Source organism: Enterobacter sp. UCD-UG_FMILLET, from assembly GCF_000762975.1.
Lineage (GTDB): Bacteria > Pseudomonadota > Gammaproteobacteria > Enterobacterales > Enterobacteriaceae > Enterobacter > Enterobacter dykesii.
Genome location: NZ_JRJC01000023.1, coordinates 61,089 through 87,011, shown reverse-complemented (window position 1 = coordinate 87,011; position 25,923 = coordinate 61,089). Strand labels below are relative to the sequence as shown.

The following is a 25,923-nucleotide window of genomic DNA, read 5'->3' as shown; positions in this document are numbered from 1 at the left end:
TGTTTGTGAGGTTATTGGCGAAAGCGACAATTCGTGAGCCGTTTGTTGTTTCAAAATTGTTAACAATTTTGTAAACTGCGGGCGGATAGAACGACCCGGTGGACGACGGGTATAAATTAAGAGGTCATGATGAGCACAGAAATCAAAACTCAGGTCGTAGTACTTGGGGCAGGCCCGGCAGGTTACTCCGCAGCATTCCGTGCAGCGGATTTAGGTCTGGAAACCGTCATCGTAGAACGTTACAGCACCCTCGGCGGTGTTTGTCTGAACGTCGGCTGTATCCCTTCTAAAGCGCTGCTGCACGTAGCGAAAGTTATCGAAGAAGCCAAAGCGCTGGCTGAACACGGTATCGTCTTCGGCGAGCCGAAAACCGATATCGACAAAATTCGTACCTGGAAAGAGAAAGTTATCACTCAGCTGACCGGCGGTCTGGCGGGTATGGCCAAAGGCCGTAAAGTGAAAGTGGTAAACGGTCTGGGTAAATTCACCGGTGCGAACACCCTGGAAGTGGAAGGCGAAAACGGCAAAACCGTGATCAACTTTGACAACGCGATCATCGCGGCAGGCTCTCGCCCAATCGAACTGCCATTCATTCCGCATGAAGATCCACGCGTGTGGGATTCCACCGATGCGCTGGAGCTGAAAACCGTTCCTAAGCGTCTGCTGGTCATGGGCGGCGGTATCATCGGTCTGGAAATGGGTACCGTGTACCATGCGCTGGGCTCAGAGATCGACGTGGTTGAAATGTTCGACCAGGTTATCCCGGCTGCCGACAAAGACATCGTTAAAGTCTTCACCAAACGCATCAGCAAGAAATTCAACCTGATGCTGGAAACCAAAGTGACTGCCGTTGAAGCGAAAGAAGACGGTATTTACGTTTCCATGGAAGGCAAAAAAGCCCCATCCGAACCACAGCGTTACGACGCCGTGCTGGTGGCTATCGGTCGTGTGCCGAACGGTAAAAACCTCGACGCGGGCAAAGCTGGCGTGGAAGTGGACGACCGTGGCTTTATCCGCGTTGACAAACAGCTGCGCACTAACGTGCCGCACATCTTTGCTATCGGCGATATCGTCGGTCAGCCAATGCTGGCGCACAAAGGTGTTCACGAAGGTCACGTTGCCGCTGAAGTTATCGCCGGCATGAAGCACTACTTCGATCCGAAAGTCATTCCATCTATCGCGTACACCGAGCCAGAAGTGGCATGGGTGGGTCTGACCGAGAAAGAAGCGAAAGAGAAAGGCATCAGCTACGAAACCGCCACCTTCCCGTGGGCTGCTTCTGGCCGTGCTATCGCTTCCGACTGCGCTGACGGTATGACCAAACTGATCTTCGACAAAGAGACTCACCGCGTCATCGGTGGTGCGATTGTCGGTACCAACGGCGGCGAGCTGCTGGGTGAAATCGGTCTGGCTATCGAAATGGGCTGTGACGCTGAAGACATCGCGCTGACCATCCACGCTCACCCGACTCTGCACGAGTCCGTGGGCCTGGCGGCAGAAGTGTTTGAAGGCAGCATCACCGACCTGCCAAACGCGAAAGCGAAGAAGAAATAAGTTTCTTCAGATAAAAAAAAGCGGCCAATGGCCGCTTTTTTTATGCGCTGTGTTCAGGGGGCCACAGGCTGCCAGGTTTTATCAGGGCTATAGGCGGCTAGCGCCCGGGCTTTCTGCTCTGAATCGCTGCCGAGATCGGACTGGTACACCTTGTCGTCCTGGTTTATCACAAAGCTCATTACGCCCGTCTGACCGTAGCTAACCGGCCAGGCCACCATCGCGAAACCGTGATTATCCGGCAGGATGCGGAAGCGATAGCCGTGATAGCCGGTACCTGGCTCTTTCGGGCTAAATGCCGGGCCTAGCGGGCTGGGCGCTTCGCCGGGCGAGGCGGGCCAGTACAAACCGTCTTTTTTCCCTTTCGAGCTGACAATCTTCTGCGCGTATTTCTGGTTCATCGCAAAATAGCTTTGCTGAGCATCAACATAGGCATGTAAGGCTTCAATGGCGGCGAGTTCGTTACGCCCGATTTCACGGGTCAGGATCTCTTCAGCGCCTTCTTTGATGTCGAACTGCCAGCCTGCAGAGGTTTTGATCACCGGGATGGGAAGCTGCCAGCCGCTGTCTCCGACAACCAGATGCGCCGTATCTCCTTCGACAACCGTGGTATGGCGGACGTTCCAGTCGCGCAGGAAGCGATCGACAGCATCCGGATCAACACCTTCGGGGGGCAGAAAATCGCGCCAGTTCTCTCCTAGCAGGTTGGTCATCGCGCTCTCATTTTGCTCACTGATGGCTTTGGTCAGCGCATCGGTTGCCTGAGCGGGCGTGCTAAAGGACTGCTGCGCCATCACCGGGGCCGAAAGCATGAATAACACCATTCCGCTGAGTAGTTTACTTTTCATGTCGGTTCCCTTAGCGATGTCGAATTTCACGGCGTTCAGCACGTCCACCGGACGCCTGGCGCGGCTGCTGCTGGCGAGCAGCGAGCTGTCTGCTTTGCGCACCGCGCTGCTGTTGCGCCTGCCAGTTCGCCGAGCGGCTGTCGTTACCGCTCAGCGCATTGGCCCGCGGCTGGCTGTTTCGCTGCTGCAGAGTGCGTTGCTGCGCGGGCTGTGAAGCCCGCTTCTCTTGTCTCTGCGCGGTGGTCTGGCGGTTTTCTCGCTGCTGCGCGGTGCTCCGCTTCGCCGTCTGCGGTTTAGTGTCGTAGCCACGGTAGTTATTGCGCTGGGAAATCTGCTTCAGCTGTTCGCCTGAGGCCTGACGCTGCACGTCTTTCGTTCCGGTGCGCGCCGTTTGCGGGAAGGTTTTACCCGTGGACTTCTCCATCTGGCTTAGCGCTGCCTGGCGCTGGCTATCGCGGTTAACCGGTTTTTGCTGCGTTGAGCTGAGCCCTGTCGCCGCGTTGGTGGAGTGGAAGCGAGTGTTGAGCTGGTTAGTCGGATAGGGCACGCCTTCCCGATAGGCCGGGTTGTGCTGCCAGGTACGGTTAGCGTCCGTCAGGCGCTGTCCGCTGATTTTATTGAAGTTCTCAACGTTGATATTGATGTTGTTATCACCGTTGCGGTTATAGCCGCCGTGATTATCCCAGTCCCCATGGTGATGATCCCAGTCATCGTCATCATCCCAGTCGATGCTGCTGAAGATGGCATAGGTTGTGGCGACGCCCAGGCTGAAGCCTAAACCGTTTACGAAGCTGCTGCCAAACTGCTCCCCGGGTGTAGGCGGGAGATAGGTGGGCGGATAGGCGGTGTTTGGCCAGGTCCCGTAAACCGTATTGGGGTTATAGGTGGGGACGTAAACAACCTGCGGATCGGCAGATTCAATTTTGATTACCGTTGGGGCGGGCGCGACCGTCGTTGTTGTCGTTGCTTCAGTGGCGCTGGTTTTCGCTGGCGCCGGTTTTGTCACGGTGGTGACCGTCTGCTGAGGGGTGGATTGTAGAGCGCCGGTCTTCTGCGCCAGCGCGCGCAGGCGCTGAACGGAATCCATCACGTCTTTCGGCTGCGCGAGAAACGCATCACCCAGATTTTGTACCCACGGCGGGTTTTCACCTATCAGGGACATAAGCTGAGGAAACGCGACCAGCGATTTTACGCTGGGATCCCAGGGCTGGCTGGCAACGGCCTGAATCGCGGCGTCCCCTTCCATTTTAGGGTTGTCTTTGGACCACTGCGCCGCCTGGATCACGTTGGCCGGATAGGTCGACGCCATTAAAATTTGCGACAGCAGGGCATCCGGATAGAGCGCGATGGGAGCAACCCACTGATCGATTTGCGCGGCAGTATAGGCTGGCGCGACAACAGGTGCGGGCTGGGCTGCGGCAGGCGCAGGTGCAGCCGGTTGTTGTGCGACGGGGGTCGGCGCGGCGGGCTCCGTGGCGCGGCCTTTGACAAACATGACTCCCGAGGCGGCAAAAAGCCCGGCACTGCACAGAAGGACGAGCAGATGTGGCTTAAAGGGCAACTTCATAAAATGACTCCAACGAGACAAGCGCTGTGCCGTGAGGCGTTACGGTTGGCGTGAGTATTATTCACCCGTCTTTTACAGTTTTGACTTTTATTGGGAAGCGTCCGGGACGTCCGGATAAAGAGTGTGAGTATTTATTACACAATTATATCTGATGAAGAAAAAACTGAAGCGTCACGGTGCAGAAGATACCGCAAAAAGATGCCCTGAATCCCCGCTACACCATGCTTAACGATTCAGCAAATTTTTTAATGTTGCTTTTTTGTAAACGGATTAACACTGTGCAGAAATCCTGCTATGCTGCCCGACGCGGTATCGGGCATTTACCCTACAAACTGCTGTCTCACAGGAGCGTGAAGAGAACGCCCGCCGCATATGACAATGAGAGCGAGGAGAACCGTCGTGCTAGAAGAATACCGTAAGCACGTAGCAGAACGTGCCGCCGAGGGAATTGTACCCAAACCTTTAGATGCAACCCAAATGGCCGCGCTCGTCGAGCTGCTGAAGAACCCGCCTAAGGGCGAAGAAGAATTCCTGTTAGATCTGCTGATCAACCGCGTACCGCCTGGCGTAGATGAAGCTGCCTACGTAAAAGCCGGATTCCTTGCTGCTATCGCCAAAGGCGAAGCCACCTCCCCACTGGTTACTCCTGAAAAAGCCATTGAACTGCTCGGCACCATGCAGGGTGGTTACAACATTCATCCGCTGATTGACGCGCTGGATAACGACAAGCTGGCACCGATTGCCGCTAAAGCGCTCTCTTCCACGCTGCTGATGTTCGATAACTTCTACGATGTAGAAGAAAAAGCCAAAGCAGGCAACGTCTATGCGAAGCAGGTGATGCAGTCCTGGGCCGATGCCGAATGGTTCCTGAATCGTCCTGCGCTGGCTGAAAAAATCACCGTTACCGTCTTTAAAGTGACCGGTGAAACCAACACCGATGACCTCTCTCCGGCACCGGACGCGTGGTCTCGCCCGGATATCCCTCTGCACGCTCTGGCGATGCTGAAAAACGCCCGTGAAGGCATTGAGCCGGATCAGCCGGGCAGCGTTGGCCCGATCAAACAGATCGAAGCCCTGCAGAAAAAAGGGTTCCCGCTGGCCTACGTGGGTGACGTTGTGGGTACCGGTTCTTCCCGTAAGTCCGCAACCAACTCCGTGCTGTGGTTCATGGGCGACGACATTCCGCACGTGCCGAACAAGCGCGGCGGCGGCCTGTGCCTCGGCGGCAAAATTGCGCCAATCTTCTTCAACACCATGGAAGATGCGGGCGCCCTGCCGATCGAAGTGGACGTTTCTAACCTGAACATGGGCGACGTGATTGACGTTTACCCGTACAAAGGCGAAGTGCGCAACCACGAGACCAACGAGCTGCTGGCAAGCTTCGAGCTGAAAACCGACGTGCTGATCGACGAAGTGCGTGCCGGTGGCCGTATTCCGCTGATCATTGGTCGTGGTCTGACTACCAAAGCGCGTGAAGCGCTGGGTCTGCCGCACAGTGATGTATTCCGTCACGCGAAAGACGTTGCTGAAAGCAACCGCGGTTATTCTCTGGCACAGAAAATGGTGGGCCGCGCGTGCGGCGTCGCCGGTATTCGTCCTGGCGCGTACTGCGAGCCGAAGATGACCTCCGTGGGCTCTCAGGACACCACTGGCCCAATGACCCGTGACGAACTGAAAGACCTGGCGTGCCTGGGCTTCTCTTCTGATCTGGTGATGCAGTCCTTCTGCCACACGGCGGCCTATCCGAAGCCGGTTGACGTGACCACGCACCACACGCTGCCAGACTTCATCATGAACCGCGGCGGCGTTTCCCTGCGTCCAGGCGACGGCGTCATCCACTCCTGGCTGAACCGCATGCTGCTGCCGGATACCGTGGGTACCGGCGGTGACTCCCATACCCGTTTCCCAATCGGTATCTCTTTCCCGGCGGGCTCCGGTCTGGTGGCGTTTGCTGCTGCGACTGGCGTGATGCCGCTGGATATGCCGGAATCGGTGCTGGTGCGCTTCAAAGGTAAAATGCAGCCGGGTATCACCCTGCGCGACCTGGTTCACGCGATCCCGCTGTATGCGATTAAACAGGGCCTGCTGACCGTTGAGAAGAAAGGTAAGAAAAACATCTTCTCTGGCCGTATCCTGGAAATTGAAGGGCTGCCGGATCTGAAAGTGGAGCAGGCGTTCGAGCTGACCGATGCTTCCGCCGAGCGTTCTGCGGCGGGCTGTACCATCAAGCTGAACAAAGAGCCGATTATCGAGTATCTGACCTCCAACATCGTGCTGCTGAAGTGGATGATTGCAGAAGGCTACGGCGACCGTCGTACGCTGGAGCGTCGTATCCAGGGCATGGAAAAATGGCTGGCCGATCCGCAACTGCTGGAAGCCGATGCTGACGCAGAGTACGCGGCGGTGATCGACATCGATCTGGCGGATATCAAAGAGCCAATCCTGTGTGCACCGAACGATCCGGACGACGCGCGTCCGCTGTCTGAGGTTCAGGGCGAGAAGATCGACGAAGTGTTTATCGGATCCTGTATGACCAACATCGGTCACTTCCGTGCTGCCGGTAAGCTGCTGGATACCCACAAAGGCCAGCTGCCAACCCGTCTGTGGGTGGCGCCGCCAACCCGTATGGACGCGGCTCAGCTGACCGAAGAGGGCTACTACAGCGTGTTTGGTAAGAGCGGTGCGCGTATCGAAATCCCTGGCTGTTCCCTGTGCATGGGCAACCAGGCGCGCGTAGCCGACGGTGCGACGGTGGTTTCCACCTCTACCCGTAACTTCCCGAACCGTTTAGGTACCGGAGCGAACGTCTTCCTGGCCTCTGCGGAGCTGGCGGCGGTTGCGGCGTTGATTGGCAAACTGCCAACGCCGGAAGAGTACCAGACCTTTGTGGCTCAGGTAGATAAGACCGCGGTGGATACCTATCGCTATCTGAACTTCGACCAGCTCTCTCAGTACACCGAGAAGGCCGACGGGGTTATCTTCCAGACGGCGGTATAAACAGCAAAATCGTCTCTACGAGACGGTTTTGAGTGTTTGCACCCTCTCCCACGGGAGAGGGACGGGGTGAGGGCATCAGGCCGCAGGGTCTTGCTCTCACCTTTTTATTTTCATTCCTCCTACCTCTCCCGCTTTTTTTCTTCCTCGCTGCTGCGATAATTACCTTAATGGCTTTGCAGAGGAAAACACTATGGATTACGAATTTCTGCGCGACATCACCGGAGTGGTGAAAGTGCGTATGTCGATGGGCCACGAAGCCGTTGGACACTGGTTTAACGAAGAGGTGAAAGAAAATCTCGCACTTCTTGATGAGGTTGAACAGGCGGCAAATACGGTGAAAGGCAGTGAACGATCCTGGCAGCGCGCCGGGCATGAATATACGCTGTGGATGGACGGTGAAGAGGTCATGGTGCGTGCCAACCAGCTCGAGTTTTCAGGTGACGAGATGGAAGAGGGGATGAGCTACTACGACGAAGAAAGCCTGTCGATGTGCGGCGTAGAGGATTTCCTTCAGGTGGTAAATGCTTACCGCGACTTTATGAAACAGAAATAACAGCCCGGAGCATCCCTGCTCCGGCTTGCTCTTACACGGCCGGAATATTGCGGCCGTAGTAAATCTCGCGCATCTCTTTCCAGAGCAGGTCAGTAATCGCCTTACGCTCTTCTTCGCTCAAATCTTCCGGCTTCGTGTGGAACATATAGTGCTTAAGGTCAAATTCCTTAAGTAACATCTTGGTGTGGAAGATATTTTCTTGATACACGTTCACGTCCATCATGTCGTAAAGCGATTTCATGTCCTCGGACATGAAGTTCTGAATAGAGTTGATCTCGTGGTCGATGAAATGCTTCATGCCGTTGATATCGCGGGTAAAACCACGCACGCGATAATCAATGGTGACGATGTCCGATTCCAGCTGGTGGATTAAATAGTTCAGCGCGTTCAGCGGGGAAATCACGCCGCAGGTCGACACTTCAATATCGGCGCGGAACGTACACAGCCCGCCTTCCGGGTGACTCTCCGGGTAGGTGTGCACGCAGATATGGCTTTTATCCAGGTGGGCAACCACCACTTCCGGCAGCGGGCCCGGATGTTCCGTTTTGTCGATAAGCTTCGGGTCGACCGGCTCTTCGCTGACCAGAATGGTCACGCTGGCGCCCTGAGGTTCATAATCCTGTCGGGCGATGTTCAGGATGTTTGCGCCGATAATGGAACAGGTTTCTGACAGGATCTCGGTCAGACGGTTGGCGTTGTAGAGTTCGTCGATATAGGCGATGTACCCATCGCGTTCTTCCGCTGTTTTGGCATAGCAGATATCGTAAATACAAAAACTCAGGCTTTTCGTCAGGTTGTTAAAGCCATGCAGTTTAAGCTTTTTCAATTAGCTCACCCCCTTAGTGGATAATGCGTCTTGCAGGTACTGCGGCAGAGCAAACGCTGCGGTATGGATAGCCGGATTGTAGTATCGGCACTGAAGACCGGCCTGATGGAAGCGGGCCTGAATAATTTCGGTGGAGAGATGGCGTAATACGTCGTTATCCGTCGCCCATGCAAAGGTCATGATCCCACCGTAATACGTCGGAATAGCGGCCTGATAGAAGCTGACATCATCGAAATAGGTGCTTAGCTTACGATGGCTGTCGAGCGCTTCATCCTGCTGCAGGAAGCAGACGCCATTTTGTGCGACGAAGATCCCGCCCGGGTTCAGACAGCGCTTGCAGCCTTCGTAGAAGGAGGAGGTAAACAGCGACGCGCCGGGGCCGATTGGGTCGGTGCAGTCGGAGATGATCACGTCAAAGGTCTGCGAGGTCTGGTTAACAAAGTTAACGCCGTCGTCAATCACCAGGCTAAAGCGCGGATCGTCATAGCTACCGGCATTGTGGTTGGGCAGATACTGGCGGCAGAAAGAGACGACGCCCGCATCGATTTCCACCATGGTGATGGTTTCGATGGAACGATGGCGGGAAACTTCACGCAGCATTGCACCGTCGCCACCGCCGATAATCAGGACATGCTTCGCGTGACCGTGCGCCAGCAGCGGGACGTGGGTCATCATCTCATGATAGATAAACTCGTCGCGCTCGGTGGTTTGCACAACACCGTCCAGCGCCATGACGCGGCCAAAGGCGGCATTCTCGAAGATGATCAGATCCTGGTGATCGGTTTTCTCATGATAGAGCACGTTATCAACGGCAAAGTACTGACCAAACTGGTCATGCAGTGTTTCATGCCACAACGTGTGGTCGGCCATAGCGAACTCCTCCTGTATTAACATCCGTTATGCTCACAAAAAATGAGCGAAACATGATAGCTAACTCTAACCGTGGTTGCACGGTCAGAGGTTCAACAGGGGCGTCGGGAAGGTTATTTCACGTAGGCGAGCAGGCTGAGCGAATCGCGAGCCAGCGCTTTGCATTTTTTGGCAGTGGGAATACCAATACCGCTTAAGTCACGGTAGCTGTCTTCACCGAGCGCCTTCATGTCGAAGCTGTCGTAGTTGCTGAGATCCCACTGGTTCTGCTGGGCAAAAAAGACCAGCGCGCGGCGAATTTGCCCGTTGGGTAAATTCTGGTAGCCACAATCATTTTTCAGGAATACAAAAACCGCCGTTAAATCGGCCATATCTTCCGCTTCATTTTCACTGAGCGCATAGCTGTTCGCACACATTGCCATCAGGCTACCGAACAAAATTGTCCTGAAAAACGTCTTCATTGCTTCTACCACTTCTTCACGGAAAATTAACGTTAGCATACTTGATGCCAGTGCGACGATCTTTATTATTGCCGCTTGACTTGACCTTCCGGTAAGGGGAGGGTTTATGCTCAAAAGATCGCCTGCTGGAAATAAGGAAATGAACATGCAACGTCGTGATTTTTTAAAATATTCCGCTGTGCTGGGGGCTGCCAGCGCATTACCACTCTGGAGCCGCGCGGTTTTTGCGGCCGACAGGCCTGCCTTACCCATCCCTGACTTACTGACCGCTGACGCCCGCAGCCGTATCCAGCTTGTGGTTCAGGCCGGTAAAACAACATTCGGTGCGCACAACGCCACGACGTGGGGCTATAACGGTAATTTGCTCGGTCCGGCGCTTCAGCTACGTAAAGGGAAAGCGGTGACGGTGGATATCCACAACACGCTCGCCGAAGAGACGACGCTGCACTGGCACGGGCTGGAAGTACCGGGCGAGGTGGACGGCGGGCCGCAGGGCATCATCAAAGCGGGCGGTACGCGCAGCGTCACCTTTACGCCCGAGCAGCGCGCGGCGACCTGCTGGTTCCATCCGCATCAGCATGGCAAAACGGGCCATCAGGTGGCGATGGGGCTGGCAGGGCTGGTGCTGATTGAAGACGACGAGAGCCGCCTGCTGCGCCTGCCGAAACAGTGGGGCATCGACGACGTACCGGTGATTGTGCAGGACAAGAAATTCAACGCTGACGGGCAAATTGACTACCAGCTGGACGTGATGAGCGCGGCGGTAGGCTGGTTTGGCGACACGCTGCTGACCAACGGCGCCATTTACCCTCAGCATGCCGCGCCGAAAGGCTGGCTGCGCCTGCGCCTGCTCAACGGCTGTAACGCTCGCTCGCTCAATTTCGCCACTAGCGATAAGCGTCCGCTGTACGTGGTCGCCAGCGATGGCGGCCTGCTGCCGGAGCCGGTGAAGGTAAGCGAGCTGCCGATGCTGATGGGCGAACGCTTTGAGGTGCTTGTGGATATCAGCGACGGCAAGCCGTTTGACCTCGTGACGCTGCCGGTGAGCCAGATGGGGATGGCGGTCGCACCGTTTGATAAGCCGCATCCGGTGCTTCGTATTCAGCCGCTGTTAGTGACCGCATCCGGCACGCTGCCTGATACGTTAACCACTCTGCCAGCCCTCCCGTCGCTTGAGGGGCTTACGCAGCGCAAGCTGCAGCTCGCCATGAACCCGATGCTCGATATGATGGGGATGCAGGCGCTGATGGCGAAATATGGCGATCAGGCGATGGCGGGGATGCACCACGGGCAGATGATGGGCCACATGAATATGGACCACGGCAAAATGGGCGGCATGGGGAACATGAATCACGGCGACCATGGCTTTGATTTCCACAACGCCAACATGATCAACGGCAAAGCGTTCGACATGAATACGCCGATGTTTGCTGCGACAAAAGGTCAGCTTGAGCGCTGGGTGATTTCTGGCGAAGGGGACATGATGCTGCACCCGTTCCATATCCACGGCACCCAGTTCCGTATTCTCACAGAGAACGGCAAAGCGCCGGATGCGCATCGCGCGGGCTGGAAAGATACGGTGAGAGTGGAAGGCGGCGTCAGCGAGGTGCTGGTGAAGTTTGACCACGAGGCGCCGAAGGAGTTTGCCTATATGGCGCACTGTCATCTGCTGGAGCATGAAGATACGGGGATGATGCTCGGCTTTACCGTATAAAAAATCCGGGTGGCGTAGCCGCCACCCGGATTTTCAGTTACTTACTTTCATCCGGCAGTGCATACGCGACAATATAGTCGCCCATCTTCGTGCCAAACGAACCGTGACCACCCGCAGAGATGACAACGTACTGCTTGCCATTCACTTCATAGGTCATCGGGGTGGCCTGTCCACCCGCTGGCAGACGGCCCTGCCACAGTTTTTCACCGTTGGTCATGTTGTACGCGCGCAGGTAGTTATCTGCGGTTGCCGCGATGAACAGCACGTTACCGGCGGTGGAGATTGGGCCACCCAGCATCGGCATACCCATATTGAACGGCACCGGAACCGGCATCGGGAACGGCATGCTGTCCTGTGGCGTACCAATACGTTTTTTCCATACGATCTGGTTAGTTTTCAGATCCAGACCGGAGATATAGCCCCAGGCAGGCTGTTTACACGGCAGACCAAACGGCGACAGGAACGGGTTCAGGGTCACGCCGTAAGGAACGCCATACTGCGGCTGAATGCCGGCTTCGGTACCGCTGCCTTTTGCGTCTTTCGGCTGCTCCATTGGGTTGCCTGGACCGCGTGGGATCAGGCGGGAAACGAACGGCAGCGCCATCGGGTTGGCAATCGCCACCTGACGGTTAGGGTCAACGGAGATCCCGCCCCACTCGAACATCCCCAGGTTACCCGGGAAGACCAGCGTGCCCTGCTCAGACGGCGGCGTGAAGATGCCTTCATAGCGCAGCTGGTGGAACATCACGCGGCATACCAGCTGGTCAAACATGGTGGCACCCCACATGTCTGCACCGCTGAGGTCTTTCTTCGGACGGAAGCTCAGGTCAGAGAACGGCTGGGTTTTGCTGACGTAATCGCCTTTCGCCGCGCCCTGCGGAACCGGTTTTTCCGGTGCAGGCACAACCAGCTTGCCGTTGCTGCGATCCAGCACGAAGATGTTGCCCGTCTTGGCCGGAGCGTAAATCACCGGAACGGTTTTGCCATCTACGGTAATGTCCGCCAGCGTCGGCTGGGACGGCATATCCATATCCCACAGATCGTGGTGAACGGTCTGGTAGCTCCATGCCAGCTTGCCGGTGGTCGCGTTCAGCGCCACGATAGCGCTCGCATAACGCTCCTGCTCCGGCGTGCGGTTACCACCCCAGATATCTGGCGTGGTCACACCCATTGGCAGATAGACCAGGTCCAGCTTCGCGTCATACGCCGCTGGTGCCCAGGAGTTTGGCGAGTTAAAGGTAAAGGTGTGCTCGTCCGACGGGATCGCGTTTGGATCTTTCGCGCCCGGGTCGAAGGCCCACAGCAGTTTACCGGTGTTCACGTCGAAACCACGGATAACGCCGGAGGTTTCACGCGTGGAGAAGTTATCCGTTACCGAACCGGCAATCACGATGGTTTTATCGGTGATGATTGGCGGTGAGGTTGGCTCATACAGACCCGGCGTGGTGTCCGGCATGTTGGTCTGCAGGTTTAGGATACCTTTGTTGGCAAAGGTTTCACACAGCTTGCCCGTTTCGGCGTTGATGGCGAACAGACGGCCATCGTTCACCGGCAGCATAATGCGGCGAGGACAGTCGGCAATGACTTCCGGGCTCGCATTATCGGCGCGCGCTTCGTGGTAAGAGACGCCACGGCAGGTGACATGCTGGAAGGACGGGTTGGAGTTCAGCTGCGGATCGAAGTGCCATTTCTCTTTACCGGTGGCCGCGTCGAGCGCGAACAGACGCTGGTGCGCCGTACACAGGTAGAGCATATTGCCGACTTTAATCGGCGTCACTTCGTTGGTCAGCTCGCCCGGATCGTTCGGCATCTTCAGGTCACCGGTACGGAATACCCAGGCTTCCTTCAGGTTTTTAACGTTGTCCGCGTTGATCTGCTTCAGCGGGGAGTAACGTTGACCTTCCTGGTTACGACCATATGCAGGCCAGTCGCCGTCAGCGACCTGGGAGATAGCTGCCGCAGGCGTGGATTCTGCGTTCAGCGTACCGTTGATCTCCTGTGGGTCATTAAAACCGGCCCAGGTCAGAATACCGCCGGTAATCAGCAGGGCAACAACCAGGCCCGCCACCGCACCGCTGGACGGCACAATCAGGCGACGCCACACGAACGGCAGGATCAGCCAGATGCCGAAGAAGACCAGGATGTCGCTGCGCGGCGTCAGCGCCCAGAAGTCAAAGCCGACTTCCCAGACGCCCCAGATCATGGTGGCAAGAAGTAGGGCGGCATACAGCCACAGTGCAGATTGTTTTCTACGCAACAGCAGGACAGTTACGGCAACCATAACCAGACCCGCAATCGGGTAGTACCAGGAGCCGCCTAACGCGACCAGCCAGACGCCACCGATTAACAGATACAGCGCGCAGAAGGCTGCGAATGCGGCTGTTAATGTCACCAGTAGACGCGGCTGTTTAGAGTTTGTTTCAGCCATAGAAAGTGTACTCGTCAGTTTTTGTTAATAATTTGCTAGCAACTAATTATAGGTATTAACAAGTGTGATCGGAATCACAATATTTGCTTTTTATAACTCATACGCCAGGCTTATCCATTTGCTGATATAATGAGTGGCTTGCGTATCAGTGCTGGATATTAACTCATCCGTATTGAGAGATTTTCATTAAAATCATTTGGTTAGTAATATGAAACATACTGTTGAAGTGATGATCCCGGAAGCCGAGATCAAAGCGCGTATCGCCGAACTGGGTCGTCAAATCACCGAACATTACAAGGACAGCGGCAGCGAAATGGTGCTGGTCGGTCTGTTGCGCGGCTCTTTCATGTTCATGGCAGACCTGTGCCGTGAAGTGCATGTGCCCCATGAGGTCGATTTTATGACCGCCTCCAGCTACGGCAGCGGCATGTCCACTACCCGTGATGTGAAAATCCTGAAAGATCTGGATGAAGATATTCGTGGCAAAGATGTGTTGATCGTTGAGGACATCATCGACTCCGGCAACACGCTGTCGAAAGTGCGCGAGATCCTGAGCCTGCGCGAGCCAAAATCTCTGGCGATTTGTACGCTGCTGGACAAACCTGACCGTCGTGAAGTTCAGGTGCCGGTAGAGTTCGTGGGCTTCTCGATTCCTGACGAATTCGTCGTCGGTTACGGCATTGACTACGCGCAGCGCTATCGTCATCTGCCGTATGTTGGGAAAGTGGTACTGCTCGACGAGTAATGGCGGGCTAATGCCTTATCCCGGCCCTCTCCCACAGGGAGAGGGAGAACATCCCCGGCTTTATTTATGGTTTACATGCTTAAGCTGAAGGTTGGCAATCCCCGAACGGTAACGCTGCTCCAGCGTTTCGCGGTTGGTGGCGGTCACTTCCAGATTGCGCAGCAGGCCATCGTGAATACCATACGCCCAGCCGTGGATAGAGACCTTCTGCCCGCGTTTCCACGCTGATTGCATGATCGTTGAGTGGCCCAGGTTATACACCTGCTCCATCACGTTGAGTTCGCAAAGGGTATCCATACGACGCTCCTGCGGCATTTCGCCCAGCAGTGAGCTATGTTTGAACCAGATATCGCGGATGTGCAGTAGCCAGTTATCAATGAGCCCCAGTTCCGTGTTTTCCACCGCCGCCTGCACGCCGCCGCAGCCATAATGGCCGCAAATGATGATGTGCTCGACTTGCAGAACGTCCACGGCATACTGAACAACAGAAAGACAGTTGAGATCGGTGTGAATCACGAGATTGGCGACATTACGGTGAACAAACAGTTCGCCGGGTTCAAGGCCGGTCAGGCGCTCCGCCGGTACGCGGCTGTCGGAACATCCAATCCAGAGAAAGCGTGGGTTCTGAGCCTGCGCGAGTTTTCCAAAAAATCCGGGGTCTTCCTCCACCAGCATTTTTGACCATAGTGCATTGTTGCTGATGAGTGTATCTATGTTGTTCATGGAGGTTAGCGACCTGTAACCGAGTAATTGCGTTGCGCTACTATAGGGTAACCCGACTTTTAATGAAACCACACAACGTGTGTCAGAACTGAAGGTAAGTGAATTTCATGGCAATTGCACTGGAGCTTGAACAGCTTAAAAAAACCTATCCGGGCGGCGTTCAGGCGCTGCGCGGAATAGATCTTAAAGTAGAGGCCGGTGATTTTTACGCGCTTCTGGGGCCGAACGGGGCGGGGAAATCGACCACCATTGGGATTATCAGCTCGCTGGTCAATAAAACGTCCGGCCGGGTGAGCGTCTTTGGGTACGACCTGCAAAAAGATGTGGTGAACGCCAAGCGCCAGCTGGGGCTGGTACCGCAGGAGTTCAACTTCAACCCGTTCGAGACGGTGCAGCAAATTGTTGTTAACCAGGCGGGCTATTACGGCGTTGAGCGTAAAGAGGCCCTGGAGCGTAGCGAAAAATACCTTAAGCAGCTCGATCTGTGGGAAAAGCGTAACGAACGCGCGCGCATGTTGTCCGGCGGGATGAAGCGCCGCCTGATGATTGCCCGTGCGCTGATGCACGAGCCAAAACTGCTGATCCTCGATGAGCCGACTGCGGGTGTCGATATCGAACTTCGTCGCTCCATGTGGGGCTTCCTGAAAGATCTCAACGACAAAGGCACCACCATTATTCTGACCACCCACTACCTGGAAGAGGCTGAAATGCTCTGCCGCAACATCGGCATCATTCAGAACGGCGAGCTGGTGGAAAACACCTCGATGAAGAATCTGCTCTCCAAGCTGAAATCAGAAACCTTCATTCTCGATCTGGCGGCGAAAAGCGCGCTGCCAAAACTTGAAGGTTACAACTATCGTCTGGTGGATACCTCGACGCTGGAAGTGGAAGTGCTGCGCGAGCAGGGGATTAACAGCGTGTTCTCACAGCTGAGCGCGCAGGGTATTCAGGTTTTAAGCATGCGTAACAAAGCGAACCGACTGGAAGAGCTGTTTGTCTCTCTGGTACATGACAAACAAGGAGACAAGGCATGACGCATCTTTACTGGGTCGCGCTGAAAAGTATCTGGGCGAAAGAGATCAACCGCTTTATGCGTATCTGGGTGCAAACCCTGGTGCCGCCGGTCATCACGATGACGCTCTATTTCATCATCTTCGGTAACCTGATTGGTTCCCGGATTGGTGAGATGCACGGCTTTACCTATATGCAGTTTATTGTGCCCGGCCTGATCATGATGGCGGTGATTACTAACGCCTACGCCAACGTAGCGTCGTCGTTCTTCAGCGCCAAGTTCCAGCGCAATATTGAAGAGCTTCTGGTCGCGCCTGTGCCGACGCACGTCATCATCGCGGGCTACGTCGGCGGCGGCGTGGCACGCGGGCTGTGCGTGGGGATCCTGGTCACGGCGATTTCGCTGTTCTTCGTGCCGTTCCAGGTCCACTCGTGGCTGTTTGTCGCGCTGACGCTGCTCCTGACGGCGATCCTGTTCTCGCTGGCCGGTCTGCTGAACGCCGTGTTCGCCAAAACGTTTGACGATATCAGCCTGATCCCGACCTTCGTGCTGACGCCGCTGACCTATCTCGGCGGGGTGTTCTACTCCCTGACGCTGCTGCCACCGTTCTGGCAGGCGCTATCGCACCTGAACCCGATTGTCTACATGATCAGCGGCTTCCGCTTTGGCTTCCTGGGCATCACCGATGTGCCGCTGTTTACCACGGTGGCGGTGCTGGTAGTGTTTATCATCGCCTTCTACCTGCTCTGCTGGTCGCTGATCCAGCGTGGACGCGGGCTGCGCAGCTAATCTTTTGCCCGGCGACGTTATGTTTGCCGGGCACTTTCTTTGACAGTTATCACCGTAAGCAAACCTTCACTCCGCTAAACTACTTGCCTGCTAAGGAGGGAGTTATGCTGGGATGGGTTATCACCTGCCACGATGAACAGGCGCAGGACATGCTGGATAAGCTTGAAGCCAGATTTGGCCCGCTGGTGCAATGCCGGGCGGTAAACTACTGGCGCGGGTTGAGCACCAACATGCTGAGCCGCATGATGTGCGATGCCCTGCATGAAACGGACACCGGTGATGGCGTGATTTTTCTTACCGATAAATCGGGCGCAGCGCCTTACCGCGCAGCCGCGTTGCTGAGCCATAAGCACGCGTGCTGTGAAGTGATCTCGGGTATTAACCTCTCCCTGCTGGCGTTAATGTATCCGCAGCGTGAAGCCTTAAGCAGCGCTGAGTTTCGCCAGGCCATCGTGGCGCAGGGCGTTCCGGGCGTCAGCAGTTTGTGGCATCAGCAGCAAAAAAATCCTCCTTTCGTCCTGCTCCACGATTTGTATAAGAATTAAACGTGGGTATTGATGTCTCATTTGTTACAATAGCGGCAGTTTTCCGCACCGATTAAGACACCATGCTACCGCGCACTCTTTTCTTGCTATTGATGCTCATTTCCGGCGTCAGCTCAGCCAGTTTACTCAGCCAGCAAACGCTGCCTGCCCAGTACATGCAAACCACCGAAGACGCGGCGATCTGGGCGCAGGTGGGGAACAGCGTGATCAACGTCGGTAACGTGCGCGCCGGGCAGATCCTGGCCGTTGTGCCCGCGGCGGCGGACTACTACGAATTTCGCTTCGGTTTTGGCACGGGGTTTATCGACAAGGGGCACCTCGAGCCGGTTCAGGGGAAACAGCGCGTCGAGGACAGCCTCGGGGATCTCAATAAGCCCCTGAGCAATCAGAACCTCATTACCTGGAAAGACACGCCGGTGTATAACGCGCCGTCGAGCGGCAGCGCGCCTTTCGGCACATTAAGCGCCAATCTGCGCTATCCGATACTGAATAAACTGAAAGACCGTCTGAATCAGACCTGGTTCCAGATCCGCATCGGCAATCGTCTGGCGTGGATCAGCAGCCTGGACGCGCAGGAAGATAACGGACTTCCAATTCTGACCTACCATCATATTTTGCGTGATGAAGAAAACACGCGCTTTCGACATACGTCCACAACGACCAGCGTACGTGCGTTCAACAACCAGATGGCATGGCTACGCGATCAGGGCTATACCACCCTGACGATGTACCAGCTTGAAGGGTACGTGCGTAACAAAATGAACCTGCCTGCAAAATCGGTGGTGATTACCTTTGACGACGGCCTGAAATCGGTCAGCCGCTATGCCTATCCTGTGCTGAAAGAGTACGGCTTCAAGGCTACCGCGTTTATTATCTCTTCCCGCATAAAAGGCCATCCGCAGAAGTGGGATCCTAAATCGCTGCAGTTTATGAGCGTGCAGGAGATTAAGGGAATTCAGGATGTGTTCGATATTCAGTCTCACACCCACTTCCTGCACCGCGTGGATGGGTATAAGCACCCGATTTTACTGAGCCGCAGCTATCACGTGATTTTGTTTGATTTTGAACGCTCGCGTCGCGCGCTGGCGCAGTTTAATCCACGCGTGCTCTATCTTTCCTATCCGTTTGGCGGCTACGACAATAAAGCGATAAAGGCGGCGAATGATGCCGGTTTCCATCTGGCGGTGACGACGGTGAAAGGGAAGGTGAAGCCGGGGGATAATCCGTTCTTACTGAAACGCCTGTACATCTTAAGAACGGATTCGCTGGAGACAATGTCGCGGCTGATCAGCAATCAGCCGCAGGGATAGTGCTTAAGCAACCTGAACCGGAATCGCCTTCGCGGTACGTTTCATGTCGTTGTCGCCTTCAAAGTAGGCAACTTTCGGCTGCCAGCGGCGTGCTTCTTCATCAGACATCATCACGAAGCTGGCGATAATCACAATATCGCCCACGTCCGCGCAGTGCGCTGCCGCGCCGTTAACGGAGATGATTTTAGACCCGCGCTCGGCGGCGATGGCGTAGGTTGAGAAACGTTTGCCGTTGTTAACGTTCCAGATATCAATCGCTTCGTTTTCAAGGATGCCCGCAGCATCAAGGAAATCCTGGTCGATGGCGCAGGAGCCTTCATAGTGCAGGTCGGCCTGGGTGACTTTCACACGGTGAAGCTTACCTTGCAGCATTTTGCGAATCATTACGTTTACCTTTCATCTTCCGGGTAGAGAAACCTACGCCAGTTCAACCACTTTGTTGTCGATTAGGCGGGCCTGACCAAGCCATGCCGCCACCAGAATGACCGCACGTTTGCTGGTCTGTGTAAGCTCCAGAAGCGTGTCGACATCGCGAATTTGAATATCATCAGCGCGGAAGCCTTTATCGTTCAGCGCCTGTTCAGCCAGAGCAATAATCTCTTCGGCAGTTAACTCTTTCGCCAGCAGCTGTTCTGCCATGGTGTTCATGACCTTGCTTAAGCCCGGCGCGATTTTACGCTGGTCCGCGGTCAGGTAGCCATTTCGCGAGCTGAGCGCCAGACCGTCTTTGGCGCGTACAATCGGTACGCCGACAATCTCGATATCGTAGCCCATATCCGCAACCATCTTGCGGATCAGCGCCAGCTGCTGGAAATCTTTCTCACCGAAGCAGGCTACGTCCGGCTGCACCAGGTTGAACAGCTTGCTGACGATGGTCGATACGCCGCGGAAATGACCCGGGCGGCTTGCGCCTTCCAGCATGGTAGAAATGCCCGGTACGTCAACGTAAGTGGCCTCATCGGTACCCTGAGGATAGACATCCGCCGGTGCCGGAGAGAAGACAATATCCGCATGGCGTTTTTTGAGCTTCTCGCAATCTTCCTGCAGGGTGCGCGGATAGCGTGCCAGATCGTCGGCGCGGTCAAACTGCATTGGGTTAACGAAGATACTGACCACCACGATATCTGCACGGGCTCTTGCTTCGTCAACCAGCTTCATATGGCCGTCATGCAGGTTGCCCATGGTCGGGACCAGTGCGATACGTTTACCTTCCTGACGCGCGCGACGGATATGCTGGCGCAGCAGCGGCAGGGTTTCAATGATTAGCACAACGAGACTCCTTAATGGAAACTGTGTTCTTCACCCGGGTAAACACCGGATTCAACGTCGGCAATATACTGCCTGACCGCAGCGCGCATGTCGCCCGCTTCGGTGAGGAAATTTTTGGCAAACTTAGGAATATGCCCGCCGGTGATGCCAAAGGCGTCGTGCATCACCAGGATCTGACCGTCGGTCACGTTGCCTGCGCCAATACCAATCACCGGAATCGACAGGGCTTCAGTAATACGCTTCGCCAGCTCAACCGGCACGCACTCCAGCACCAGCAGCTGAGCGCCTGCGGCTTCCAGCGCCAGGGCATCATCAAACAGCGTCTGGGCGGCGTCACCGCGGCCCTGCACTTTATAGCCACCAAAGATGTTGACGGACTGCGGTGTCAGGCCCAAATGGCCGCACACCGGCACGGCGCGCTCGGTGAGCATCTTCACCGTATCCACCAGCCAGGCACCGCCTTCAATTTTGACCATGTTAGCGCCAGCACGCATGACCGCTGCCGCGTTTTCGAATGCCTGCTCCGGCGTGGCGTAGGCCATAAACGGAAGATCGGAAAGCAGCAGGCAGGCTGGAGCCCCGCGGCGCACCGCACGCGTGTGGTAAGCGATATCCTCAACCGTGACCGGCAGGGTGGAATCATGTCCTTGTACCGTCATCCCTAACGAATCTCCGACCAGCATGACGTTGATACCCTCTTCGGCAAAGAGTTTGGCGAAGCTGTAGTCATACGCGGTGATGGTGGCGAAGCGTTTTTTTTCCTGTTTGCATTTCTGCAGTAAGGAGATGGTGGTTGGTTTCATACTGTTTCCTGATAGCCCAAAAGCGAATCTTTGCGCATTTTAACAGTAACATTCGGGGGAACAATGATTTTAGGTAACCGATTAGCCACAATTATTTTGAGGCTAATCGGCAGGGGAACCGGATCACCAGCGGGCGGGTCTTTCCGCGTTGAGGCTGTACAGAGTGGACTTAAGTGGGGTGCCATCCGGGAAGATGAGATCGGGGGCGACTTCAAACAGCGGCCAGAGCATAAACCCGCGATTTTTCATGTCGTAATGCGGAACGGTGAGACGTTCAGTGTGAATGGTCTCGTGACCAAACAGCATAATGTCGAGGTCCAGCGTGCGCGGTCCCCAGCGCTCGGCTTTGCGTACGCGGCCCTGCTGCAGTTCGATGCGCTGGGTGTTATCCAGCAGCGTTTCGGCATCAAGGGCAGTTTCCAGCACCGCGGCGGCATTGAGATAATCAGGCTGATCCTGCGGGCCCAGCGGCGGCGTGCGGTAGAAAGAGGAGACCGCCACGATCTTGCTTTGTGGGATCTCCCCAAGCGCCTGTAGGGCAGCGTTCACCTGCTCCAGCGGAGAGGCTAAATTGCTGCCGATGGCGATATACGCGAGGGTCATGCTGTCCCTTCACGACGCGGCGCGCGCTTGCGCGGGCGACGATGGCGGCGACGCGGTTCCGGCTCTTCATCCAGACCGGTGAGCATGTCTTTTTGCTCCGGCGGGGCGGAAACCTGGAATTCGGCCCACCACTGCGCCAGGCGCTGCAGCTCCTGGTTGCGTTCAATTTCAGCACGCAGCGACAGCAGATCGAAGGCGGCGCGGAATTTTGGATGCTCCATCAGCTTCCAGGCGCGTTTGCCCTGACGACGGGACATGCGCAGCTGAAGCTGCCAGATATCGCGCACCAGCGTGGTAATGCGTTTTGGAATAGCGAGCGTACGGCACCCTTCGTCCAGCACGTCGTTTGCGGCCAGCGCGAAGGCGTCATAGTAGGCAAGCCCGCTCTCCTGGGTAATTCGCTGGGCCGTTTCCAGCAGCGGATACCAGAACATCGCCGCAAACAGGAACGCCGGATTGACGCGCATGTCGTTGCGAATACGGGTATCGGTATTTTTCAGCACCTGCGCAATCATCCGCTCCATTGGGCTGTCACCGCTTTCGGTGAAGTAGCGAGTAATGGTCGGGAACAGGGGCTGGAAAAGGTTGTATTCGCGCAGCAGATTGTAGGTTTCAAAGCCGTGGCCAGCCTGCAGCAGCTTCAGCGCCTCTTCAAACAGGCGGGCAGGCGGCACGTCGTTAATCAGCGTCGCCAGACGCGGAATCGGCTCAGCCGTTTCCGGGCTGATGCGCATATTGAGCTTGGCTGCGAAACGCACGGCGCGCAGCATACGGACGGGATCTTCGCGATAGCGCGTTTCCGGCGTGCCGATCAGACGGATCAGACCTTCTTTCAGGTCCTGCATGCCGCCGACGTAATCGCGCACGGTGAAATCCGCCACGCTGTAATAAAGGCTGTTGATGGTGAAGTCGCGACGCTGGGCATCTTCTTCGATAGAGCCGAAGATATTGTCGCGCAGCAACATGCCGTTCTGGCCGCGCTGTGACGTGGTGCGATCGGATGCGCCCGCTTCGTGGTGGCCGCGGAAGGTCGCCACTTCGATAATTTCCGGCCCAAACATCACGTGAGCCAGACGGAAACGGCGGCCAACGAGACGGCAGTTGCGGAATAATTTGCGCACCTGTTCAGGCGTGGCGCTGGTCGTCACGTCGAAATCTTTTGGTTTTTTGCCCAGCAGTAAATCACGCACTCCACCGCCCACGAGGTAGGCCTCGTAGCCCGCTTTATTCAGACGATAGAGCACCTTGAGGGCATTTTCACTGATATCTTTGCGGGAAATTGTGTGCTGCTCACGCGGAATAACCGACATGTGTGGCTGTGCAATAGCATCGTTCGCCATGCTCTCTTCGCGGCTTAGCACTTTACGGCAAAAATTAGCGACTCGGGTAAAAATGGTACACCTCGTAGTGTGTTTTGTTATGAAAAAAGCGGCTAATCATAGCTCAGCGCAACGCATTTGAGAATGCTGGATTTTTGGCACTGCCGCGAGCGTCCAGTTGGCAACGGCCATTTTCAGCAGTTCGTCAATACGCAGATCCTGCCATTCGTTGGTTACATTCTGGTTGAGAAACCGCAGCGCGTCGATCAAAACAGGACGCGGATCGCCGTCTGGCAGGGCCGGGGCGTGGTTCTGCTTTGACAATTTAAAGCCCTGCGCATTGACCGCCAGCGGCAGATGAATGTAGTCCGGCGCCGTCCAGCCAAACTGGTGATATAGCGATATTTGTCGCACGGTCGGTTCGACCAGATCCGCCCCGCGCACAATTTCCGTCACGCCCTGAAAACGATCGTCGACGACCACGGCCAGGTTATAGGCGAAAAGGCCGTCACGGCGGTGAATAATAAAATCCTCACGTGCCAGACGTTCATCGGCATGAATCTCACCGGAGAGGAGATCGTTAAAGCGCGTCACCGGGGAGCGCTGCTTTATACGTACGGCGGCATTTTCCGGGGGAAGGTTGAGCGTACGACAGTGGCCATCATAAACCCCTCCCACGCTCTGGATACGCGCGCGGGTGCAGGTGCAGTTATAGGAAAGCCCCCGATCGCGAAGCCAGGCCAGACGCTCCCGATAGGCATCGTGACGTTTTGACTGCCAGAGAACCTCGTCATCCCAGTGAAGACCGTAATGTTCCAGCTGACGCAGAATAGTCTCTGCAGCACCGGGAACTTCACGCGGAGGGTCGATATCTTCAATGCGGACAAGCCATTTGCCCTGACGGGCGCGAGCCTGCAGGTAGCTGCCGAGCGCGGCAATTAATGAGCCGAAGTGTAATTCACCGGAAGGAGATGGCGCGAAGCGCCCAATATAGTGTGATTCAGACATATCAACAGTAACAAGGCGGGAGAGACTCCCGCCTTTAGAGTGTGTAAACAGCGCTGGTATTAACCGGCCATCTGTTTTTCGCGGATTTCGGCCAGCGTTTTACAGTCGATGCACAGATCGGCGGTTGGACGCGCTTCCAGGCGACGAATACCAATTTCAACACCGCAGGATTCGCAGTAGCCAAAATCTTCGTCTTCGACTTTTTTCAGCGTTTTCTCGATCTTTTTGATCAGTTTGCGTTCGCGGTCACGGTTACGCAGTTCGAGGCTGAACTCTTCTTCCTGAGCGGCACGGTCTACCGGATCCGGGAAGTTGGCAGCTTCATCCTGCATATGAGTAACGGTGCGATCGACTTCATCCCTGAGTTGATTACGCCATGCTTCAAGAATACGCTTGAAGTGCGACAGCTGGGCTTCGTTCATATACTCTTCGCCCGGCTTCTCTTGATACGGCTCCACCCCAGCGATGGCGAGAATACTCAGGGACGATGTTTTACGGTTTTGCCCTTCTTGCATGTTGCTTCTCCTTAACACGCACTATCGATCCCCGTGTTGGGGGAAAAATCAGGTCGCTATAAATAGCAGATGCTTTTCCGTAAGGCAATTATCTAAACGTTACACTTGACAAGCCTGTGAGGAAAAGCGTATTTGCGCACGCGGCCAGAACACTTATTCGACAATCGTCTAATCCCTTATAAGACAATGGGAAGAGAGGATCTCAGAGTCATATTATCGGCAGAAAGTTCCGCTTTATAAGCGAAAACCTCTACCCCCTGCTTTTGTGCCTCATTCAACAATTGCGCGTATTTAGGATCAATATGGCGGGCAGGGGAGAAACGTTCAATGGCTGAATGCAACACCGCAAACAGCAATACGGCACGTTTGCCCGCCGCCGCAACACTCATTAGCTCTCGCAGATGCTTCTGGCCACGTAGCGTTACCGCATCCGGGAAGTAGCCATTTTCCTGTTCCGCTAACGTCACTGATTTCACTTCAATATAGCACTCAGGCCTGTCTTCCGCCTGTAACATGAAGTCAATTCTGCTGCCTTCATCGCCATATTTCACTTCACTTTTATGCGTGCCATATCCCACCAGTTCGGGAATGGCGCCAAGGGTCAGCGCTTCCTTAACAAGCTGATTTGCGCGCAGGGTGTTAATGCAAATAAATGCCCCGTTTTGGGTTTCGGTCATTTCCCAGGTATGGGCATATTTGCGTTTACTATTTTCTGATGTGGAATACCAGACCCTGTCACCTGGCGTCGCACACCCCGTCATGGCGCCGGTATTGGGGCAGTGCAGGGTGAGCTGAACCCCTTCGGGGGTGATCACATCGGCGAGGAAGCGTTTGTAGCGTTGGATAAGCGTAGCGTGCTGCAGGGGAGGACTAAACTTCATCGGAATTCCTTTCGGTGTTGCCCAGCGTCCAGCGCTGTAGCGGCGTATAGCGGGTGCGTCCCTGTGCAAAGACGGATTCGTAGAGCGCGAATCCGTTGACCGGAAAGGCCCAGTGAAAACCCGGCGGCGGGATAGCAACGGCCTGGCCGGCATCGCGCAGCAGCGTGATGTGCGGATGAAACGGCTGCGGGCTCTGATAACAGCCGCTGCGCGCCGCCTGCGCGCGCAGCATGTTCGCCAGCTGCAATAACCCGCGCGGCGGCTGGCGCGTTCCCAGCCATACGACGCGCGAACGCAGCCACTGACCCGCGTCGTCGAGTTGCAGCGTAAATTCCGGCTGGGCAATACGCCCGGCCATGGCGGCTAACGCCCGCTGTTTTTCGGTGCTGACGTCGCCCAAAAAGGCCAGCGTCAGGTGCAGGTTGGCCGCCGCGACAGGACGGCCCGCTTCCGGGGGGAAGGAATCGGCGCGCCAGCGAACAATTTGACGTTGTATCGTGGTGGGCAATTCAATGGCAAAAAACAGCCGTTTCGACTCAGGCATACGGAGGACTCGGTAATGATATGCGCCGATGCTACAATGTAC

25 protein-coding genes are annotated in these 25,923 nt (G+C 55.7%); 9 read left to right on the top strand and 16 right to left on the bottom strand.

Annotation, left to right across the window (positions count from 1 at the left end; genetic code table 11):
• The first annotated feature begins 129 nt into the window (after positions 1-129).
• Positions 130-1,554 carry a dihydrolipoyl dehydrogenase gene (gene lpdA, locus LA04_RS10685; RefSeq protein ID WP_003856313.1) on the top strand — a complete coding sequence of 475 codons (1,425 nt, stop codon included), beginning with the start codon at positions 130-132 and terminating at the stop codon, positions 1,552-1,554.
• Positions 1,555-1,607: 53 nt separating this feature from the next.
• On the opposite strand, the gene LA04_RS10680 is transcribed toward lpdA, so the two are convergent.
• Positions 1,608-2,399 (bottom strand): DUF2950 family protein, encoded by a 792-nt coding sequence (locus LA04_RS10680; RefSeq protein ID WP_047651672.1) that lies wholly within the window; start codon positions 2,397-2,399, stop codon positions 1,608-1,610.
• A gap of 10 nt (positions 2,400-2,409) precedes the next feature.
• Positions 2,410-3,966, bottom strand: a complete 1,557-nt coding sequence (locus tag LA04_RS10675; RefSeq protein WP_047651509.1) for a DUF3300 domain-containing protein — start codon at positions 3,964-3,966, stop codon at positions 2,410-2,412.
• Between the two features lie 399 nt (positions 3,967-4,365).
• Between LA04_RS10675 and acnB the strand changes: the two genes are divergently transcribed.
• Together acnB and yacL are read left to right on the top strand one after the other, a co-directional pair.
• On the top strand, positions 4,366-6,963 hold the full coding sequence (acnB, locus tag LA04_RS10670; protein ID WP_047651508.1) for a bifunctional aconitate hydratase 2/2-methylisocitrate dehydratase: 2,598 nt from the start codon (positions 4,366-4,368) through the stop codon (positions 6,961-6,963).
• Between the two features lie 190 nt (positions 6,964-7,153).
• Positions 7,154-7,516 (top strand): protein YacL, encoded by a 363-nt coding sequence (yacL, locus tag LA04_RS10665; protein WP_023310423.1) that lies wholly within the window; start codon positions 7,154-7,156, stop codon positions 7,514-7,516.
• Between the two features lie 31 nt (positions 7,517-7,547).
• Here yacL and speD read toward each other — a convergent pair whose 3' ends face one another.
• The 3 genes from speD to LA04_RS10650 form a co-directional block, all read right to left on the bottom strand.
• Positions 7,548-8,342 carry an adenosylmethionine decarboxylase gene (gene speD / locus LA04_RS10660; RefSeq protein WP_032649781.1) on the bottom strand — a complete coding sequence of 265 codons (795 nt, stop codon included), beginning with the start codon at positions 8,340-8,342 and terminating at the stop codon, positions 7,548-7,550.
• Positions 8,343-9,212, bottom strand: a complete 870-nt coding sequence (gene speE, locus LA04_RS10655) for a polyamine aminopropyltransferase (protein WP_023310424.1) — start codon at positions 9,210-9,212, stop codon at positions 8,343-8,345. It lies immediately after the preceding gene.
• Between the two features lie 113 nt (positions 9,213-9,325).
• The gene (locus LA04_RS10650) at positions 9,326-9,673 is read right to left on the bottom strand and encodes a YacC family pilotin-like protein (protein WP_014882582.1); all 348 of its coding nucleotides are present in this window, start codon (positions 9,671-9,673) and stop codon (positions 9,326-9,328) included.
• Between the two features lie 145 nt (positions 9,674-9,818).
• Between LA04_RS10650 and cueO the strand changes: the two genes are divergently transcribed.
• Positions 9,819-11,387 carry a multicopper oxidase CueO gene (cueO, locus tag LA04_RS10645; RefSeq protein ID WP_047651507.1) on the top strand — a complete coding sequence of 523 codons (1,569 nt, stop codon included), beginning with the start codon at positions 9,819-9,821 and terminating at the stop codon, positions 11,385-11,387.
• Positions 11,388-11,424: 37 nt separating this feature from the next.
• Here cueO and LA04_RS10640 read toward each other — a convergent pair whose 3' ends face one another.
• Positions 11,425-13,815 (bottom strand): glucose/quinate/shikimate family membrane-bound PQQ-dependent dehydrogenase, encoded by a 2,391-nt coding sequence (locus tag LA04_RS10640; protein WP_047651506.1) that lies wholly within the window; start codon positions 13,813-13,815, stop codon positions 11,425-11,427.
• A 208-nt stretch (positions 13,816-14,023) separates the two neighbouring features.
• Between LA04_RS10640 and hpt the strand changes: the two genes are divergently transcribed.
• Positions 14,024-14,560, top strand: a complete 537-nt coding sequence (gene hpt / locus LA04_RS10635) for a hypoxanthine phosphoribosyltransferase (RefSeq protein WP_008501948.1) — start codon at positions 14,024-14,026, stop codon at positions 14,558-14,560.
• Between the two features lie 60 nt (positions 14,561-14,620).
• Here the strand turns inward: hpt and can are convergent, their stop codons facing one another.
• The gene (gene can, locus LA04_RS10630) at positions 14,621-15,283 is read right to left on the bottom strand and encodes a carbonate dehydratase (RefSeq protein WP_008501947.1); all 663 of its coding nucleotides are present in this window, start codon (positions 15,281-15,283) and stop codon (positions 14,621-14,623) included.
• A 107-nt stretch (positions 15,284-15,390) separates the two neighbouring features.
• On the opposite strand from can, the gene LA04_RS10625 reads away from it, so the two are divergent.
• From LA04_RS10625 to LA04_RS10610, 4 genes are all read left to right on the top strand, one after another.
• On the top strand, positions 15,391-16,317 hold the full coding sequence (locus LA04_RS10625) for an ABC transporter ATP-binding protein (protein ID WP_032660633.1): 927 nt from the start codon (positions 15,391-15,393) through the stop codon (positions 16,315-16,317).
• On the top strand, positions 16,314-17,084 hold the full coding sequence (locus LA04_RS10620) for an ABC transporter permease (protein WP_023310428.1): 771 nt from the start codon (positions 16,314-16,316) through the stop codon (positions 17,082-17,084). The genes LA04_RS10625 and LA04_RS10620 overlap by 4 nt, the downstream gene beginning before the upstream one ends.
• 104 nt (positions 17,085-17,188) lie before the next feature.
• Positions 17,189-17,629 carry a PTS sugar transporter subunit IIA gene (locus tag LA04_RS10615; RefSeq protein ID WP_047651505.1) on the top strand — a complete coding sequence of 147 codons (441 nt, stop codon included), beginning with the start codon at positions 17,189-17,191 and terminating at the stop codon, positions 17,627-17,629.
• Between the two features lie 62 nt (positions 17,630-17,691).
• Entirely contained in the window at positions 17,692-18,939 is a 1,248-nt protein-coding gene (locus tag LA04_RS10610) for a polysaccharide deacetylase family protein (protein ID WP_047651503.1), read from the top strand.
• Between the two features lie 3 nt (positions 18,940-18,942).
• On the opposite strand, the gene panD is transcribed toward LA04_RS10610, so the two are convergent.
• The 9 genes from panD to thpR form a co-directional block, all read right to left on the bottom strand.
• Positions 18,943-19,323 (bottom strand): aspartate 1-decarboxylase, encoded by a 381-nt coding sequence (panD, locus tag LA04_RS10605; RefSeq protein ID WP_006810068.1) that lies wholly within the window; start codon positions 19,321-19,323, stop codon positions 18,943-18,945.
• 33 nt (positions 19,324-19,356) lie between these two features.
• Positions 19,357-20,208, bottom strand: a complete 852-nt coding sequence (panC, locus tag LA04_RS10600) for a pantoate--beta-alanine ligase (protein WP_047651502.1) — start codon at positions 20,206-20,208, stop codon at positions 19,357-19,359.
• An 11-nt stretch (positions 20,209-20,219) separates the two neighbouring features.
• Positions 20,220-21,011: a 3-methyl-2-oxobutanoate hydroxymethyltransferase gene (panB, locus tag LA04_RS10595; protein WP_014882600.1), complete on the bottom strand. Its 792-nt coding sequence runs from the start codon at positions 21,009-21,011 to the stop codon at positions 20,220-20,222.
• 123 nt (positions 21,012-21,134) lie between these two features.
• On the bottom strand, positions 21,135-21,614 hold the full coding sequence (gene folK, locus LA04_RS10590; RefSeq protein WP_047651501.1) for a 2-amino-4-hydroxy-6-hydroxymethyldihydropteridine diphosphokinase: 480 nt from the start codon (positions 21,612-21,614) through the stop codon (positions 21,135-21,137).
• Positions 21,611-23,008, bottom strand: coding sequence for a polynucleotide adenylyltransferase PcnB (gene pcnB / locus LA04_RS10585; RefSeq protein ID WP_072162357.1), 1,398 nt, complete (start codon positions 23,006-23,008; stop codon positions 21,611-21,613). The genes folK and pcnB overlap by 4 nt, the downstream gene beginning before the upstream one ends.
• Before the next feature lie 42 nt (positions 23,009-23,050).
• Positions 23,051-23,941, bottom strand: a complete 891-nt coding sequence (gene gluQRS / locus LA04_RS10580) for a tRNA glutamyl-Q(34) synthetase GluQRS (protein WP_047651499.1) — start codon at positions 23,939-23,941, stop codon at positions 23,051-23,053.
• A 59-nt stretch (positions 23,942-24,000) separates the two neighbouring features.
• On the bottom strand, positions 24,001-24,456 hold the full coding sequence (gene dksA / locus LA04_RS10575; protein ID WP_001155232.1) for an RNA polymerase-binding protein DksA: 456 nt from the start codon (positions 24,454-24,456) through the stop codon (positions 24,001-24,003).
• Between the two features lie 176 nt (positions 24,457-24,632).
• Positions 24,633-25,337, bottom strand: coding sequence for a DNA/RNA nuclease SfsA (gene sfsA, locus LA04_RS10570; protein ID WP_047651497.1), 705 nt, complete (start codon positions 25,335-25,337; stop codon positions 24,633-24,635).
• The gene (gene thpR, locus LA04_RS10565) at positions 25,327-25,881 is read right to left on the bottom strand and encodes an RNA 2',3'-cyclic phosphodiesterase (protein WP_047651494.1); all 555 of its coding nucleotides are present in this window, start codon (positions 25,879-25,881) and stop codon (positions 25,327-25,329) included. The genes sfsA and thpR overlap by 11 nt, the downstream gene beginning before the upstream one ends.
• Positions 25,882-25,923 lie beyond the last annotated feature (42 nt).

Excerpts from the sequence above, each read along its gene's own strand:
- lpdA (WP_003856313.1), top strand. The coding sequence starts at position 130 with ATGAGCACAGAAATCAAAACTCAGGTCGTAGTACTTGGGGCAGGCCCG.
- LA04_RS10680 (WP_047651672.1), bottom strand. The coding sequence starts at position 2,399 with ATGAAAAGTAAACTACTCAGCGGAATGGTGTTATTCATGCTTTCGGCC.
- LA04_RS10675 (WP_047651509.1), bottom strand. The coding sequence starts at position 3,966 with ATGAAGTTGCCCTTTAAGCCACATCTGCTCGTCCTTCTGTGCAGTGCC.
- yacL (WP_023310423.1), top strand. The coding sequence starts at position 7,154 with ATGGATTACGAATTTCTGCGCGACATCACCGGAGTGGTGAAAGTGCGT.
- speE (WP_023310424.1), bottom strand. The coding sequence starts at position 9,212 with ATGGCCGACCACACGTTGTGGCATGAAACACTGCATGACCAGTTTGGT.
- LA04_RS10650 (WP_014882582.1), bottom strand. The coding sequence starts at position 9,673 with ATGAAGACGTTTTTCAGGACAATTTTGTTCGGTAGCCTGATGGCAATG.
- cueO (WP_047651507.1), top strand. The coding sequence starts at position 9,819 with ATGCAACGTCGTGATTTTTTAAAATATTCCGCTGTGCTGGGGGCTGCC.
- LA04_RS10640 (WP_047651506.1), bottom strand. The coding sequence starts at position 13,815 with ATGGCTGAAACAAACTCTAAACAGCCGCGTCTACTGGTGACATTAACA.
- hpt (WP_008501948.1), top strand. The coding sequence starts at position 14,024 with ATGAAACATACTGTTGAAGTGATGATCCCGGAAGCCGAGATCAAAGCG.
- can (WP_008501947.1), bottom strand. The coding sequence starts at position 15,283 with ATGAACAACATAGATACACTCATCAGCAACAATGCACTATGGTCAAAA.
- LA04_RS10625 (WP_032660633.1), top strand. The coding sequence starts at position 15,391 with ATGGCAATTGCACTGGAGCTTGAACAGCTTAAAAAAACCTATCCGGGC.
- LA04_RS10620 (WP_023310428.1), top strand. The coding sequence starts at position 16,314 with ATGACGCATCTTTACTGGGTCGCGCTGAAAAGTATCTGGGCGAAAGAG.
- LA04_RS10615 (WP_047651505.1), top strand. The coding sequence starts at position 17,189 with ATGCTGGGATGGGTTATCACCTGCCACGATGAACAGGCGCAGGACATG.
- LA04_RS10610 (WP_047651503.1), top strand. The coding sequence starts at position 17,692 with ATGCTACCGCGCACTCTTTTCTTGCTATTGATGCTCATTTCCGGCGTC.
- panD (WP_006810068.1), bottom strand. The coding sequence starts at position 19,323 with ATGATTCGCAAAATGCTGCAAGGTAAGCTTCACCGTGTGAAAGTCACC.
- panB (WP_014882600.1), bottom strand. The coding sequence starts at position 21,011 with ATGAAACCAACCACCATCTCCTTACTGCAGAAATGCAAACAGGAAAAA.
- folK (WP_047651501.1), bottom strand. The coding sequence starts at position 21,614 with ATGACCCTCGCGTATATCGCCATCGGCAGCAATTTAGCCTCTCCGCTG.
- gluQRS (WP_047651499.1), bottom strand. The coding sequence starts at position 23,941 with ATGTCTGAATCACACTATATTGGGCGCTTCGCGCCATCTCCTTCCGGT.
- dksA (WP_001155232.1), bottom strand. The coding sequence starts at position 24,456 with ATGCAAGAAGGGCAAAACCGTAAAACATCGTCCCTGAGTATTCTCGCC.
- sfsA (WP_047651497.1), bottom strand. The coding sequence starts at position 25,337 with ATGAAGTTTAGTCCTCCCCTGCAGCACGCTACGCTTATCCAACGCTAC.
- thpR (WP_047651494.1), bottom strand. The coding sequence starts at position 25,881 with ATGCCTGAGTCGAAACGGCTGTTTTTTGCCATTGAATTGCCCACCACG.